General features: G+C 72.1%; 10 protein-coding genes. 3 read left to right on the forward strand and 7 right to left on the reverse strand.

Annotation, left to right across the window (positions count from 1 at the left end):
- Window positions 1-60: 60 nt before the first annotated feature.
- Window positions 61-801: an IclR family transcriptional regulator gene (locus L942_RS32050; protein ID WP_037367556.1), complete on the reverse strand. Its 741-nt coding sequence runs from the start codon at window positions 799-801 to the stop codon at window positions 61-63.
- Between the two features lie 126 nt (window positions 802-927).
- Between L942_RS32050 and L942_RS32055 the strand changes: the two genes are divergently transcribed.
- Both L942_RS32055 and L942_RS32060 read left to right on the forward strand, forming a co-directional pair.
- A complete protein-coding gene (locus L942_RS32055; protein WP_235079533.1) occupies window positions 928-2,109 on the forward strand; it encodes an acyl-CoA dehydrogenase family protein in 1,182 nt (393 codons plus the stop codon).
- On the forward strand, window positions 2,109-3,293 hold the full coding sequence (locus L942_RS32060; protein WP_037367557.1) for a CaiB/BaiF CoA transferase family protein: 1,185 nt from the start codon (window positions 2,109-2,111) through the stop codon (window positions 3,291-3,293). The genes L942_RS32055 and L942_RS32060 overlap by 1 nt, the downstream gene beginning before the upstream one ends.
- A gap of 53 nt (window positions 3,294-3,346) precedes the next feature.
- Here L942_RS32060 and L942_RS32065 read toward each other — a convergent pair whose 3' ends face one another.
- From L942_RS32065 to L942_RS32080, 4 genes are all read right to left on the reverse strand, one after another.
- Window positions 3,347-7,231, reverse strand: coding sequence for a Pls/PosA family non-ribosomal peptide synthetase (locus L942_RS32065; RefSeq protein WP_037367558.1), 3,885 nt, complete (start codon window positions 7,229-7,231; stop codon window positions 3,347-3,349).
- 269 nt (window positions 7,232-7,500) lie between these two features.
- A complete protein-coding gene (locus L942_RS32070; RefSeq protein WP_037367560.1) occupies window positions 7,501-8,934 on the reverse strand; it encodes an LCP family protein in 1,434 nt (477 codons plus the stop codon).
- Between the two features lie 173 nt (window positions 8,935-9,107).
- Entirely contained in the window at window positions 9,108-9,992 is an 885-nt protein-coding gene (locus tag L942_RS32075) for an SDR family oxidoreductase (RefSeq protein WP_037367562.1), read from the reverse strand.
- A 31-nt stretch (window positions 9,993-10,023) separates the two neighbouring features.
- The gene (locus L942_RS32080) at window positions 10,024-11,652 is read right to left on the reverse strand and encodes an AMP-binding protein (RefSeq protein ID WP_037367563.1); all 1,629 of its coding nucleotides are present in this window, start codon (window positions 11,650-11,652) and stop codon (window positions 10,024-10,026) included.
- A gap of 206 nt (window positions 11,653-11,858) precedes the next feature.
- Between L942_RS32080 and L942_RS32085 the strand changes: the two genes are divergently transcribed.
- Window positions 11,859-12,695 (forward strand): helix-turn-helix transcriptional regulator, encoded by an 837-nt coding sequence (locus L942_RS32085; protein ID WP_037367565.1) that lies wholly within the window; start codon window positions 11,859-11,861, stop codon window positions 12,693-12,695.
- A 27-nt stretch (window positions 12,696-12,722) separates the two neighbouring features.
- Here the strand turns inward: L942_RS32085 and L942_RS32090 are convergent, their stop codons facing one another.
- Both L942_RS32090 and L942_RS32095 read right to left on the reverse strand, forming a co-directional pair.
- Window positions 12,723-13,736, reverse strand: a complete 1,014-nt coding sequence (locus L942_RS32090; RefSeq protein ID WP_037367566.1) for a 3-deoxy-7-phosphoheptulonate synthase — start codon at window positions 13,734-13,736, stop codon at window positions 12,723-12,725.
- Window positions 13,737-15,047, reverse strand: a complete 1,311-nt coding sequence (locus L942_RS32095) for a DHA2 family efflux MFS transporter permease subunit (protein ID WP_081655319.1) — start codon at window positions 15,045-15,047, stop codon at window positions 13,737-13,739. It lies immediately after the preceding gene.
- Window positions 15,048-15,074 lie beyond the last annotated feature (27 nt).

Consider the following 15,074-nt stretch of genomic DNA (forward strand, 5'->3'; position numbering starts at 1 on the left):
GGCGTTCGGAAATCCCGCGTCGCCGAACCCGCCGAGAACACGGCCCTCGGGAATGCGCGCTCAGCCCTGGCGCGTGGCTTCCCAGCGCTTCACGACCGCCGCCGTGACACCGGCGAGGGCGTCGCCGATCTCCGGCAACCGTTCGGAAATCCGCGTCGTCGGGCCCGCGACCGCGATCGCCGCGACGACCTCTCCGTCGACCAGGATCGGCCGCGCCGCCGCGCTGACGTCGGGCAGCGTTTCGCCGCGGTTGAGCGCGACGCCCTTGGCGCGGACGGTGTCGAGTTCCTCCATCGCGGCGCGCACGCGATCGTCGTCCGGCAGCACCGACTTCAGGTACGCCTCGCGGCGGCGAGCCGACCAGTACGCGAGGAAAATCTTGCCCGCGCTCGGCGGATACAACGGACGCCGGGTGCGCAGCGGCGCCGAGTAGCGGATCGGCTGCTCGGATTCGACCGCGTCCACGTAGATCAGCGAATCCCCGACCGCGGCGCCGAGCATCACCGTCTCGCCGAACCGGCGGCGCAGTTCCTCCAGGGCGGGCCGGGCCGCGGTCGCGATGCCGGGCAGGCCGCCGGTGAGCAGGTTCCCCAGCGCGGGACCGAGCCGATAGGCCCCGTCCGCCTCGATCAGGTAGCCGGTCGACACCAGTCCTTTGACCAGGCCGAACACCGAGGATTTCGGCGCGTCGAGGGCCACTGCCAGCTCGTGCAGCCGCATTCCGGGCTGCCGCGCCACACACTCCAGGATGCTGGTGACGCGACCGACCGTCCGGTGCGCCTTGGCGGTCGATTCGGTCACGGCGGCCTCCCCTGCGTTCGTAGATGCGAACCCTATCGCGGCGACCCCCGGGACGGCGCTTGACCCGAGCCGCGCGCCGCCTTACTTTGGACGCATATCCGAACATCGCGTTCTCATATACGCACAATGGAGAGCAGCACCGTGGACTTCCAGCTGAGCCAAGACCAGGAGGACATCCGGCGCGCCGTGCGCGAGCTGGCTGCCCGGTTCCCCGACGAGTACTGGGCCGAACGCGACGAACGGGCCGAGTTCCCGCGCGAGTTCTACGACGCGTTCGCCTCCGCGGGCTGGCTCGGCATGGCGATCCCGCAGCAGTACGGCGGCGGCGGGCTCGGCATCCTCGAAGCCGCGCTGCTGCTGGAGGAAGTGGCCGCGTCCGGGGCCGGGATGAACGGGTGCAGCACGATGCACCTGACGATCTTCGGGCTGAACACGATCGTCAAGCACGGCAGCGAAGAGCTGCGCCGGGAAATCCTGCCCGGCGCGGTCGACGGTTCGCTGCACGTCTGCTTCGGCGTGACCGAACCGGACGCGGGCACCGACACGACGCGCATCTCCACCTTCGCCCGCCGCGACGGCGATTCCTATGTCGTGCACGGCCGGAAGGTCTGGATCACCAAGGCGGGCCAGTCCCAGAAGATGGTGCTGATCGCCCGCACCACGCCCCGCGCCGAGGTGGAGAAGCCGACCGACGGCATGTCGCTGTTCGTCGTGGACATCGAGTCCGACGCGGTGCAGCTGCGCGCGATCCCCAAGCTGGGCCGCAACGCGGTGTCGTCGTACGAAGTGCTGATCGACGGTCTGCGGGTGCCGGAATCGGCGCGCGTTGGCGAGGAGGGCAAGGGCTTCCGGTACCTGCTCGACGGCCTCAACCCGGAGCGCATCCTGCTCGCGCACGAGGCGCTCGGCATCGGCCGGGCCGCCCTGCGCCGGGCGGTGCGCTATGCCGGGGAACGGCAGGTGTTCGGCCGTCCGATCGGGAAGAACCAGGGGCTGGCGTTCCCGCTGGCCGAGGCCGCGACCCGGCTCGACGCCGCCGAGCTGATGGCGCGCAACGCCGCCTGGCGCTACGACCGCGGTCTTTCCTGCGGCAAGGAGGCGAACATGGCGAAATGGCTGTGCGCGGACGCCGGGTTCCAGGCCGCCGACCAGGCGATCCAGACCCACGGCGGGATGGGCTACGCGCGGGAGTACCACGTGGAGCGGTATTTCCGGGAGGCGCGGCTGCTGCGGCTCGCGCCGATCAGCCAGGAAATGGTGCTGAACTACGTGTCCCAGCACGTGCTCGGGCTGCCGAGGTCGTACTGATGGGCGCGCTCGACGGCCTGCGGGTGCTGGACCTGTCGCGGGTGCTGGCCGGGCCGTACTGCACGCAGATGCTGGCCGACCACGGGGCCGAGGTGATCAAGGTCGAATCGCCCTCGGGCGACGAGACGCGGGGCTGGGGCCCGCCCTTCCTCGCGGACGGGACGAGCGCGTACTACGCGAACCTCAACCGGGGCAAGAAGAACATCGTGCTGGATCTGTCCGGTCCGGACGGTCGCGTCCTGCTCGGCACGCTGCTCGCCGGCGCGGACGTGGTGGTGGAGAACTTCAAGGCGGGCACGCTCGCGCGCTGGGGCTGGCCGGACGAGACGATCCGGGCGGAGCATCCGGCGCTGATCCACTGCCGGATCACCGGGTTCGGCGCCGGCGGGCCGCTCGGCGGGCTGCCCGGATACGACGCGGTGCTGCAGGCCTACGGCGGGCTGATGAGCGTGAACGGCGAGGCGGACGGGCCGCCGTTGCGGATCGGGGTGCCGGTCGTCGACATGGTGACCGGGCTGCTCGGGTTTTCCGGGATTCTGCTGGCGCTGCACGAACGCGAGCGGTCCGGGCTCGGGCAGCTGGTCGACTGCTCGTTGCTGGACACCGTGATCAGCTTGCTGCACCCGCATTCCGCGGCCTGGCTCGCCGACGGCGCGGTGCCGCGGCGGACCGGTTCGGCGCATCCGTCGATCGCGCCGTACGAGACTTTCCCGACGGCGGACGGGCTGTTCTTCGTCGGCGCGGGCAACGACCGGCAGTTCGCGGCGCTGGCCGAGGTGCTCGGCGCGCCTGGGCTGGCTTCCGATCCGCGGTTCGCGTCCAATGCCGACCGGGTCCGCAACGTCGCCGCGCTGCGGGCGGAGCTGAGTGTTCTGATCGGACCGCACCAACGGGAATCCCTGGCCGAGTCGTTGCTGGCCAAGGGAGTCCCGGCGTCCCCGGTGCACGACATCGCGGAGGCGATGACCGCTCCGCAGGTCCGGCACCGGGAAATGGTCGTGGAGCGGGACGGGTACCGCGGGGTCGGGGTGCCGGTGAAGCTCAGCCGGACGCCGGGGTGCGCCGCCGAACCGCCGCGGCCGCCGGGGGCGGATACCCGGGAGGTGCTTGCCGCGGCGGGGCTTTCGCCCGAGGATGCGGCGGCGGTGGTGGCGAAGGGGGCGGCGCATACGCGGCTTCCGTAGGTGGCTCGTGAGTGTTGCTTCCGGTTCTAACCGGCATCAACACTCACGACGCATCACCGCCACGGCCGCACCGGCGTCCCCCTCCACCTGGTTCGCGCGGGCAGGGTCTCCCCCGCCATCACCAGCGACCCGGACCCCACCGTGGCCCCGTCGGAAATCCCGCTGCCCGGCAGCTGGAACGCCCTCGGCCCGAGAGTCGCGCCGGCACCGAGGCGGACCGGGTCCAGCCGCATGACCCGGTCGTGGAACAGGTGCGTCTGCAGCACGCAGCCGCGGTTCACCACCGCACCGTCGCCGAGCCGGACGAGGTCCGTTTCCGGCAGCCAGTAGCTCTCGCACCAGACGCCGCGGCCGATGCGGGCGCCGAGGGTGCGCAGCCACCAGTTCAGCACCGGCGTGCCCAGGAACGATCCGGCGAACCACGGGACCGCGAGCGTCTCGACGAACGTGTCGTACAGCTCGTTCCGCCACACGAACGCACTCCACAGCGGATGCCGTCCTGGCCGGAACCGGCCGACCAGCGTCCATTTCATCAGCGTCGTCAGCAGCGCGGCGAAGAGACCGGCCGACACGAACACCGCGGGGGCGAGAGCAGCGGCGACCCAGAAGCCGTCCGCGAGATCCGCTCCGGCCAGCACCGCGCTCACTGCGAGCCCGAGCAGGCCCGCGATCAGCAGCGGCGCGATCCGGCAGGACTCGACCAGCGCGCGGGCCAGCTTCAACCGGCGCGGCGGCGCGAAGGTGCGCGCGGGGTCGACGGGGTCGGCAGTCCGGCGCAGCTCCAACGCGGGCCGGCCGAGCCAGGACGTGCCGTCGGGGACTTCGGCCGGGGTGTCGGACAGCACGCCGACCAGCGAGCCCGAGCCGAGTGTCCGATCCGGACCGACGACCGCGGAGTTGCCGACGAACGCGCGTTCGCCGATCTCCGAAACGCCGAGCCGCACCCAGCCGCGGTCGAGTTCGTACGGGGCGGCGAGGACGTCGTCGGCGAGGAAAGCACCGTCTCGCACCCGCAGCAGCGACGGCAGGCTGAGCACAGTGGACAGTTCCGCGTTGCGGCCGATCCGGGCGCCCAGCAGGCGCATCCAGACCGGAGTCGCCAGCGCGGCGTAGAGCGGGAACAGCTGCCGCCGGGCGATTTCCAGCAGTTCGTGCACGAACCAGGCCGCCCAGCCCGCGCGGCTCCGCACCGGATGAACCCCCGGTCGCACGGCCAGGCTGGCCAGCCGCACGAGCAGGACGATCGTCAAGGCGTACAAGACTATTCCGGCAAGGACGAGCAACGGTGTCCAGGGCAGGATCGCCAGCGCGGCGCCGCGCGGGTCGTCCGTCGCGGGAACCAGCAGCAGCGCGACCGCGATCAGCGGAAGCGCGGACACGAACAGGAACATCGACCGCAGCGTCCCGCCGAGGGCGAAAGCCAGCGCGTACCGCTTCGCCCGCGGGGCCGTCTCGGCCGGCCGCGACGGACGCTCCCCCGAAGGCCCGGCCGGAGAACCGCCCCAGACCGCGCCGTCCGGCACCCGGGTGTCGAGCGTCGAGCCGGGCAACAGCACCGACGCGGCGCCGAGGTCCGTGCCCGGCAGCAGGGTGCTGCGTCCGCCGACCCGCGCCCCGGCGCCGACTCGGACGCGGCCGACCCGCAGCACCGCACCGTCCAGCCACCATCCGGCCAGGTCGGCCTCGGGCTCGATCGCGCATCCGGCGCCGAAGTCGGCGAGGCCGCTGATCGGCGGCGGCGAATGCAGGTCCACGCCCCGGCCCACCCGATTGCCGAGCAGCCGGGCATACGGCGCGGCGAGCGGCGTACCGGCGACCCCGGGCGGGCCGACGACGGCAGCGAACCGTTCCGCGGTCCACAGTCTCAAGTGGACCAGGCCGCCCCGGCGGTACTCCCCCGGCGCCAGCCGTCCGCACAGTACTCGCACCCCGCCCGCGGCGAGCAGCATCCGGCCCGGCGGGCTCAGCAGCACCAGCCACGCGGGCACGAGGATCCACCACGACATCCGCGGCAGCCACTGCACCGGCAGCACCAGCGAAACGAGCGAGCCGAGCAACGACACCGAGAGCAGCCAGCGCATTCCGGACAGGGCCAGCAGGACCAGCTGCACCCCGGCCTGCCACCATCCGCTGCCGCGCACCGGAGCCGTCCGCGGCTCTTCCGCCGCGACCGTTTCGACCGGCGCACCGGCGAGACGTTCGTACAGCTCGCGCGGCGTCGGGCAGGAGTACACATCGGACACTGCCGCGTTCGGATACCGTTCGCGCAGCACGGAAACGAGCCGCGCCGCGGTCACGCTCGAGCCGCCGAGGTCGAAGAAGTCGTCGTCCGGCCCGGCCGCGGTTCCGAGGTGCTCGCACCACACCCGCAACAGCCAAGCCAGCTTCGGATCGGACGGCGCCACCGGCGCGGCGGCCGGTTCCTCCAGCGGCCACGGCAACGCGTCGCGGTCGAGCTTGCCCGACGCGCGCACCGGAAGCTCCGGCACCAACGCCAGCCGGGGCACCAATGCCGCGGGCAGCCGGTCCCGCAGACGGCTGCGCGCGGCGGCGCGGTCGAGGGTCTCGCCCTCCGGCACCACGTAGCCGACCAGCACCTGCGCGCCGCTGTCCGTGCGCCGCACCACCGTCGCGGCCGCGGCCACCCCGGGCAAGGCACGCAGCGCGGCGTCGATCTCGCCCAGCTCGACGCGTCGTCCGCCGATCTTGACCTGGCCGTCCGCGCGCCCGACGAACTCCAGGCCCTCCGGCACCGCACGCACCAGGTCGCCGCTGCGGTACGCGCGGCTCCAGCCGAGTCCCGGCAGCGGGACGAACTTCTGCGCGTCCTTCGCCGCGTCGAGGTACCGCGCGAGGCCGGCCCCGCCGATCACCAGCTCGCCGCTGCGGCCCCACGGCACCGGAATGCCGGCCGGGTCCTCCGGGTCGACGACCGCGAGTTCCCAGCCGTCGAGCGGCAGCCCGATCCGCACCGGCTCCCCCGCGCGCAGCCGCTGCGCACACGCGACGACGGTGGTTTCCGTTGGGCCGTAAGTGTTCCAGATTTCCCGTTTGCCGTCGTCGAAGCGCGACACGACTTCCGGCGGGCACGCTTCGCCGCCGAGGATGAGCAGCCGGACGCCGGCCAGGGCGTCCACCGGCCACAGCGCGGCGAGCGTCGGCACCGTCGACACGACCGTGACGCCGCGCTCGGCCAGCCACGGCCCGAGGTCCGCGCCCGCGCGGACGAGCGAGCGCGGAGCCGGGACCAGGCACGCGCCGTGCCGCCACGCCAGCCACATTTCCTCACAGGACGCGTCGAACGCGACGCTCAGCCCGGCCAGCACGCGATCGCCCGGGCCTAGCGGCCGCGCGGTGCAGAACAGTCGGGCCTCGGCGTCCACGAACGCCGCGGCCGCGCGATGCGTGACGGCGACGCCTTTGGGCTTGCCGGTGGAACCGGAGGTGAAGATGATCCACGCGTCGTCCCGCGGCTGCGGGCGCACCCTCGGCCACTGCGGTCCGCGCGATCGCGGCAGACCGGCGTCGCCGAGGACCAGGCTCACTTGGGCTTCGGCCCAGACTGTTTCGGCACGGTCGGCGGGATCGTCGGCGTCGACCGGCACGTAGGCCGCTCCGGTGGACAGAACGGCGAGAATGGCGCGGTACAGCGCCGCGGTGCCGGAAGTCATCCGGATGCCCACCCGGTCGCCCGGCTTGACCCCGGCGGTGCGAAGCCGTCCGCCGAGTTCTTCCACCTGCGCGGCGAACTCGCGGTACGTCGCCCGCTCGGTTCCGTCGTCCAGCGCGAGCGCGTCCGGGTGTTTGCGCACGGTTTCGGCGAAAATGTCGTAAAGCGTGCGCGCGGCGGGAGCCGGACCCGCCCGGTAAACCGCCGCAGCCTCTTCGGCGAGCCTCTCGGGCGCGACGGTGCGCACCCGATCCGCGTCCAGCGTCACAGGAAACCTCTTTCCAGGAGAACAGGAGTCACGAAACCGGCCGGAGCCACTCAACAATGGGCGGCGTGAGGCCGGGTTGAAGCAGCAGCGCCGTTCTCCGGCGCTGAAATCGGAACAAGAACAGATATCGGGCAATCCCCCAGCCACGATTGTGCGGCTCGTCACGCGAGTTCGGACATTAGCGGACGCAGTGCCGCCGAGGTCACTCGGCAGAGTTAATTTCGGAATTCGTTCTCAACAGGTTCACAGGAACGTTGTGCTTCTCCCGTTCACCGCACGCAGGGCACCCCGCCTCCGGACAATTCGTCGGCCGGCGAAACCGGGGCCACCGGCACCGGGGCAACCTGGTCGGCCGTCTCCCGGAAATCAGTGCCGAGCACCAGTTTCAGCTCCCCCGCGGCCAGCGCGCCGTCGTAGCTCACCGCGTATCCTCCGCCGAGCGCGGCCACGAGCTTCGCCGCCGACGCGGAATCCCCGCGCCCGTAACGGACCACAGTGCGGTGCGTGTGCCGCGCGTTGGACGTGTGCCCGGCGCGGTATCCCCGCGACGGGAGCGCCTTCAGCACGCGAGCGGCCGCGCCCTCCCGGCCGCTCGCGTTCACGACGTCCACCGCGGGCCCCGCCGTCGCGGCGGGCGGCGGCGGGACCGTCCGGCCGAGCAGCCGCGCCGCCGCGGCGCGGATTTTCCCCGGATCCACAATGGCGATGTCCTCGCCCCGCGCGTCTTTTTCGACCCTTTCGACCGGAAGCGACGCCAGCGTCAGATCCCCGCCGGCGAACGATTCCGCCTGCCGTGCCAGCGCGTTCAGGTCGAGCCCGGAATCGATCGCGACATTCTGCTTCGCGACCGAAACCAGCTGTCCGAGTTTCCCCGGATCCCCGAACACCCGGCCTTCTTTCAGCTGATGCGCCACCGAAACGAGAAACGCCTGCTGGCGCCGTTCCCGGTCCAGGTCGGTGAACTCGTGCCGCGGATCGCGCCGCTGCCGCACGAACGCCGTCGCCTGCGCCGCGGAAATCCGCTGCTGCCCGCCCGGGAAATCCGCTCCGGAGAAACTGTCGCTCGTGGCCTCGGTCAAACACACCGTGATCGGCTGCACGACCTGAGCCAGCTGATAGAACGCGACCAGGGTGACTTCGACGAAATGGTCCACCGCGACCCCGCCGAGAAACTGGCGCACCGTCGCGACTTCCGCCGCGCGGCCGGCGTCCCGGGACCGCTGTTCGCGAGCCGCTTTCTCGGTGACGCCTTGCGCGGCAAGACGTTTCGACTCCGCGGCGAACGCGTACCCGTAAGCCTCCTTGATCCTGCCCTGGCACACCCCGTCCGGACAGCCGGCGAGGTCGGTGTAATCGTCTCGCGGGATCGAAATGACCGTCGGATGCCCGCCGTCGGCCGGGACGTGCAGCAGCATCAGCACGTCGGTGTGGTATCCGCCGACGTGCTCGTCCCCCGCGTGCAGTTGCTCGTACAGCTCGGCGGGCAGCGGTTCGCCCCGCTCGTCGAGCCGCGAATCGAGCCCCATGACGAGGATGTTCGTGTCCCCGCCCGGCCGGGCCCGCCCGTCGAGCGCGGTGGACGTCGTCACCCCGGACAGCAGCGCGCGCAGCTGCGCCCATCCGTATGCGGCCCCGCCCAGCAGGACCGCGACCAGCGCGACCACGCCGATCCGCTCGGCCCAGTGCCCGTTCGCGCGCTCCATCGCTCACCGCTCCTCCCTCCGGCGCACCCGGTGTACTCCGGGGACCCTGTGAGAGCGATGAGAAAGCCGCTCGTCCGGGCAGCCCGCCGAGGTCGAACGGGCTACGGCCGGACCAGCGTCACACTTTGGCGGGTCAGCGCCGCGCTTCGCGAAGTCAGCCGGCAGCAGTACGCCTAGCCCCAGCTGTCCGGCTGCCGCCCGTCCAGATCCGTCAGCCCGTACTCGCGCGCCAGCTCCGCCGAACTCACCGAGCGCTGGTTCCACCGGTGCCGCGACGGATCAGCTGCCATCGCCGCCACCCCGCGGCCCACGTACCGCGGCGACTCCGACTCCGCGAACCCCTCCGGAGCACCCGCCGCCAAAGCCGACTGCCAGTTCTCCTCAGTCACCCCGTAAGCGTCGAGCATCATCTCCGACCGCAGCCATCCCGGCGTCACCGCGACGGCCGTGCCGCCATCCGCCGCCAGCTCGTGGCCCAGCGAGAAAGCCAAGCGATTCACCGAAGCCTTGGCCAGGTCGTAAAACACCGAAATCCGGTAGCGCGAAGCATTGTGCGCCGAAGTCCCGTCGGTGACCTCGACCACCAGCCCGCCCGGCTCCCGGATCACCAGGGGCAGCAGGAAATGCGACGTGACGAGATGCGTCTCCACTCCCAGCCGGAGAATCCGCAACCCGGCGTCGAGGTCGTGCTCCCACACCGGCGTGTTCCAGTCCGCCGGACCGCCTTTGAGCCGCTCCGCGCCCCAGATGTCGTTGACCAGCACGTGAAGCCGCCCGTATTCCGCGCGGACGAAAGCGGCCAGCCGGCGGACGTCGTCGTGGTCCAGGTGGTCGGCGACGAACGGAACGCCGGCGCCGCCCAGCTGGGAGACCAGCGCAGCGGTTTCCTCGACAGTCTCCGGCCGGTCGTAATCCGAGCGCCGAAGCCCGGTCCGGCTGCTGCGGCCAGTGCAGATCACCGTCGCTCCGGCCTCGCCGAGGGCAGCGGCGATTCCCCGCCCGGCACCGCGGGTCGCCCCCGCGACGAGGGCGACCCGGCCGTGCAGGTCGGGCGGCATCGGGCCAGTGTGGCACCGGCCGCGGGAAAACTCAGCTCGAAGCCGTGCTCAGCTCCCGGGAGCGCAGGGCGAAACGCTGGATCTTCCCGCTCGGCGTCTTCGGCAGTTCCGCCACGAAGTGGATCCGCCGCGGGTAGACGTGCGCGGCCAGGCGGGTCTTGACCGTCTGCTTCAGCTCGTCGGCGAGCTCGTCCGAGCCCTCGGCCCCGGGGTTCAGCACGACGTAGGCCACCACCAGCTCGCCGCGCAGTTCGTCCGGCGCGCCGATCACCGCGGCTTCCGCGACGGCTTCGTGCTGCGTCAGCGCGCTCTCCACCTCGAACGGGCCGATCCGGTAGCCCGCCATCAGAATCACGTCGTCGTCGCGCGAGCCGAAGGTCAGGTAGCCGTCGCGGTCGCGGGCGGCGATGTCGCCGGTGTAGTACCAGCGGCCGTCGGCGCTGAAGCGTTCCGCGGTCCGCTCGGGGGCGTCGCGGTACCCGGAGAACGGCATCAGCGGGCTGGCGGGCACGTCGATCGCGACGCGGCCGGTCTCCCCGACCTCGGCGATCTCGTCGCTGCCCGCCTTCAGCACCTCGACGGCGAACCCGGGCAGCGGCCGTCCCATCGAACCGGTCTTGACCGGCGCGATCAGGTGCGGATGCCAGGCGTTGCCGACGACCATGCCGGTCTCGGTCTGGCCGTAGTGGTCGCGCACCGGGCAGCCGAGGACCTCCTCGGCCCAGGTCACGACGTCCGGCGTCAGCGGCTCCCCGGCCGACGAGCAGTGCCGCAGCCGCAGCCCGGCCGGCACCGGCAGGCCCGAGCTGCGCAGCGCGCGGTACACCGTGGGCCCGGCAGTGAAGTTGGTGACGCCGAAGCGTTCGAGCACCTGCCAGGTCAGCTCTGGGCTGAACCCGGCGTGCAGCAGCAGGCTGCGCCTTCCGGTCGCGAGCGGGCCGAGCAGCGCGAAGTACAGCCCGTACGCCCAGCCCGGGTCGGCGGCGTTCCAGAAGACGTCCTCGTCCGTCTGGTCGAGGCCGAACTCCTGGTAGGAGTGGATTCCGGCGAGTCCGCGCAGCGGCACCGGCACGGCCTTCGGGGTGCCGGTCGTGCCGGAGGTGAAGATCTCGACGAGCGTGCCGTCGCCGCCGACCGCGACCGGGTCGGGCAGCGGGTGCGGCTCGTCCAGCAGCGCCTCGAACGACAGGTCGGCGCCGGACGCTTCGCCGGTCGTCACGATGATCCGCGCCGGGTCGGCGGGCAGGTCCTCGCTGGGGTCGAGCTTGGCGCGCTGACCCGCGTCGACCACGACCACGCGCGTCCCGTTGCCGATGATCCGCTGGGCGATCGCGGGCGGCGCGAACGCGGTGAACAGCGGCACGTGGACCGCGCCGAGCCGCCAGATCGCGAGCAGCGCGGTGACCAGTTCGGCGGATTTCCCCATGAGCGTCGCGACCCGGTCGCCGGGGCGCACGCCGTGCGCGGCCAGCGCGGCGGCGAACCGGGCGGAAGCGGCCTCGAGCTGGCCGTAGGTGAGGTCGCGGCTGCTGAGGTCGGCCTCGACGAGGGTGAACGCGACGGCGTCGGCCGGGTGCCGGCCGCACAGCAGATGAGTCGCGTCCGCGTCCGGGGCGGCATAGGTCTGCAACAGGTCGAACAGGGTGCGTTCAGGGCTCACGGGGCTGCTCCACGGTCATCGTCGGCCGGTGTCGGCACATCGTCACCGCAGGCCAGCGGGCCGGCCACCCCCGAACAGGGGTAGCCGTCCCGGGTGCGGTGCCCTGACCAGGCGTTTCGACCGGCGAGCGGCGACAACGGCGACGCGGCTGGGTAGACTCGCACCTCCTGCCGGAGCCTCCGTGCCGCCGAAGTGGGGTGCCTGCCGTGACGAGTGCCGCCGAGACCGCCGCCGAAGTGCGCCGCGCCCTGGCCCGGCTCCGCAGCGCGGCGGGGGTGCCGCTGTCGTTCGGCGGCGAGGTCGCGGACGGCAAGCGGCTGCGGATGACCGAACTGATCGGCAACACCACCACGTCGCTGCTCGGCCTTGTCGTCGCGGAGGGCAAGGGCCTCGGCGGCCGCGCGATCGGCGTGCGGAAACCGGTGGTGCTGCCGGACTACTACACCAGCGACGCGATCAGCCACCACTTCGACCGGGCCGTGCGGGCCGAGGGCGTGCGCTCGGTGATGGCGGTGCCGGTGATCGTGCAGCGGACCGTCCGGGCGGTGCTGTACGGCGCGGTCCGCGAACACGTCCGCTTCGGCGACCGGTCGGTGACCGCGATGGTCGAAGTGGCCCGGGACCTGGAACAGGAACTGGCGGTGCGCGCCGAGGTGCACCGGCGGCTGGACCTGCTCGCCCCGCGCCCGGAGGCGGTGCCGTCCGGGAAGCCGGCCGAGCTGGAAGCGGTCCGGGAAAGCCACGCGGAGCTTCGCCGGATCGCCGCCGCCATCGAGGACCCGCAGCTGCGCGCCCGGATCGACGCGGTGTGCCAGACGTTGACCGGCGACCCGGTCCGCGGGCCGCAGCCGTCTTTGTCGGCGCGCGAACTGGACGTCCTCGAAGGAGCCGCGGCCGGGCAGACCAACGCGGACATCGCCGAAGCCCTCGGGCTGGGACCGGAGACGGTGAAAAGCTACCTGCGCAACGCGATGCGCAAGCTCGACGCGAAGACCCGCCTGCAGGCCGTCAACGCCGCTCGCCGGGCCAATCTGCTGCCCTGACCCGCGCTCGGTTCATGCGGGCTGCCGTCAGGGCGCCGAGCACACCCGCGCGGCCCGCGCCCGGCTGGCCAGAGCCAGCGACTCCAGCAACGGCAGGGTCCGCTCCCACCCGAGACACGGATCCGTCCGGCTCACCGCCGGGTCGGCTGGCACCCGGTCCGGGTCCTGCGCCCCGTCGCGCAAGTACGACTCGATCATCACCCCGGCCAGCGCCGCCCCGGCACGAACCTGTTCCGCCACGTCCGCGATCACCCCCGGCTGCCGATTGTGGTCCTTCCCGCTGTTTCCGTGCGAAGCGTCGACCACCGCTCTTCGCGGGAGCCCCGCTTCGCCGAGCACCTTCATCGCCTCCGCGACCGACGCGGCGTCGTAATTCGGCGCCGGGCCTCCGCGCAGCACCAGGTGCGCGTCCGGATTTCCGCTGCTGCGCAAGGTTTTCATCCGGCCGTCCCCGCCGAGCCCGGGGAACGCGTGCGCCGCCCCGGCCGCGCGGATCGCGTCCACCGCGGGTCCCAGCCGTCCGGACACGCAATTCTTCATCCCGACCGGCATCGGCAGCCACGACGCCAGCTGCCGGTGCGGCTGGCTCGCCACCGTCCGCGCCCCGATCGCGCCCCAGCTCACCGTGTCCGCGACATACGGCGCCAGCACCGGGTCCACGAACTCGTACGCCAGCGGCAACCCGGTCGCCGCCGCGTCGAGCAGGAACTGCCGGCCCAGCCGGACCCCGGCGGCGAGATCGCCCTTGCCGTCGAGCGTCGGGTCCGGCAGGAATCCGGTCCACCCGGTCACCGACCGCGGTTTCTCCAGGTAGGCCCGCAACACCACCACGAGATCGTCGGAGTACCGAGCCGCCGCATCGGCCAGCAGCGCCGCGTAGTCCAGTGCCGCGGCGGGATCGTGCACCGAGCACGGACCCACGATCACCAGCAGCCGCGGATCTCGCCGGGCCAGCACCGCCGAGACCGTCTCGCGGTGCCGCGCGACGTCCGGCGCGGCTCCCGCGGCCACCTCCGCCGGGCTGGGCAACGTGTCCTGCATCTACCGGCTCCTTTCCTTCGGCAACTTCGCCGCCCCGGCAGCCGCCACCACGACCAGTCCGAGCACCCACCAGAACGTGTCCGCGAAGGCCGCCGCGACGTCGGTGCCCCGTGCGGCCAAGCGGGTCTGCAGGAGCAACGCGAGCACAGCGGTCCCGACCGAACCGCCCAGGGTGTTCAGCAAATTCAGCGCGCCGGCCGCTTTCGGCAGCTGGGTTTTCTCCAGGCTGCGGTACACCAGCGCCAGCACCGGCGCACTGATCATCGCCGCTCCGAATCCCCGCAGCAGCAAGGAAATGACCAGCACGACATCCGGAAGTTCCGGCCCCAGCTGAGTGAACGCGGCGGTTCCGCTCGCCACCAGCACGATTCCGGACAGCACCAACGTCCGCGGAGCAGTCCGGTCCACCAGGCGATGCACCAGCACCGAGCCCGCGGCCGCGCCGATTCCCTGTGGCACCAACAGCAATCCGGTGTCCCACGCGCCCAATCCGGCACCGCGCCGCAAATAAAACGGCAGCAAGAACATCGTGCCGAATACCGAAGCACCCAGCACCACCAACGCGAGCGCAGCAGCCCCGAACGGCGGTCGCGTGAACAATCGCGGATCGAGCAAGGGTGCCGGCGCGCGCAAACCGTGGCGGACAAACGCAGCCACCATCAGCAAACCCACCACGACCGCCGCAGAGGAAACCAGCTGCGGACAACCGTCGGAGAACCCAGTCAGCCCGAATACCACCAAAGCCAGGCCTGGGGAGAGCAAAGCCGCGCCGCGGAAATCGAACGGCTCCCGCGGGCCGGTCGGCCGGTCCGCCGCGACATAACGCAGTCCCAGCACGACCGCGACCAGTCCGACCGGCAGGTTGACGTAGAACAGCCACGGCCAGTCCGCGACGCTGAGGATCGCCCCGCTCGCCAACGGACCCAGCACCGGCGACAGCAACGGCACCACGCCGACGACGCTGATCAGCCGCCCGATCCGCTCCGGACCGGCCGCCCGCGCCAGCAGCGCCTGTCCGGTCGGCGGCAGCACCCCGCCCGCCAGCCCCTGCAACACGCGGAACCCGACCAGCATCGGCAACGAATCCGCCAGCCCGCACCACACCGACGCCGCCACGAAGACGACCACCGCGGTCAGCCACGTCCGCCTCCCGCCGAACCGCGCGGCCAGCCAGCCGGACGCGGGCACGGCGGTCACCACGGCGAGCAGATACGCCGTGGTGACCCACTGGACCTCAGCGACGGACGCGTCGAACCGCTCCGCCAGCGTTTCCACGCCGACCGAGACGATCGTGCTGTCCAGCGTCGCCATGAAGGTGCCCAGCACGAGCACGAACGC

The sequence above is a fragment of the Amycolatopsis orientalis DSM 43388 genome (assembly GCF_000411975.1).
GTDB lineage: Bacteria > Actinomycetota > Actinomycetes > Mycobacteriales > Pseudonocardiaceae > Amycolatopsis > Amycolatopsis orientalis_D.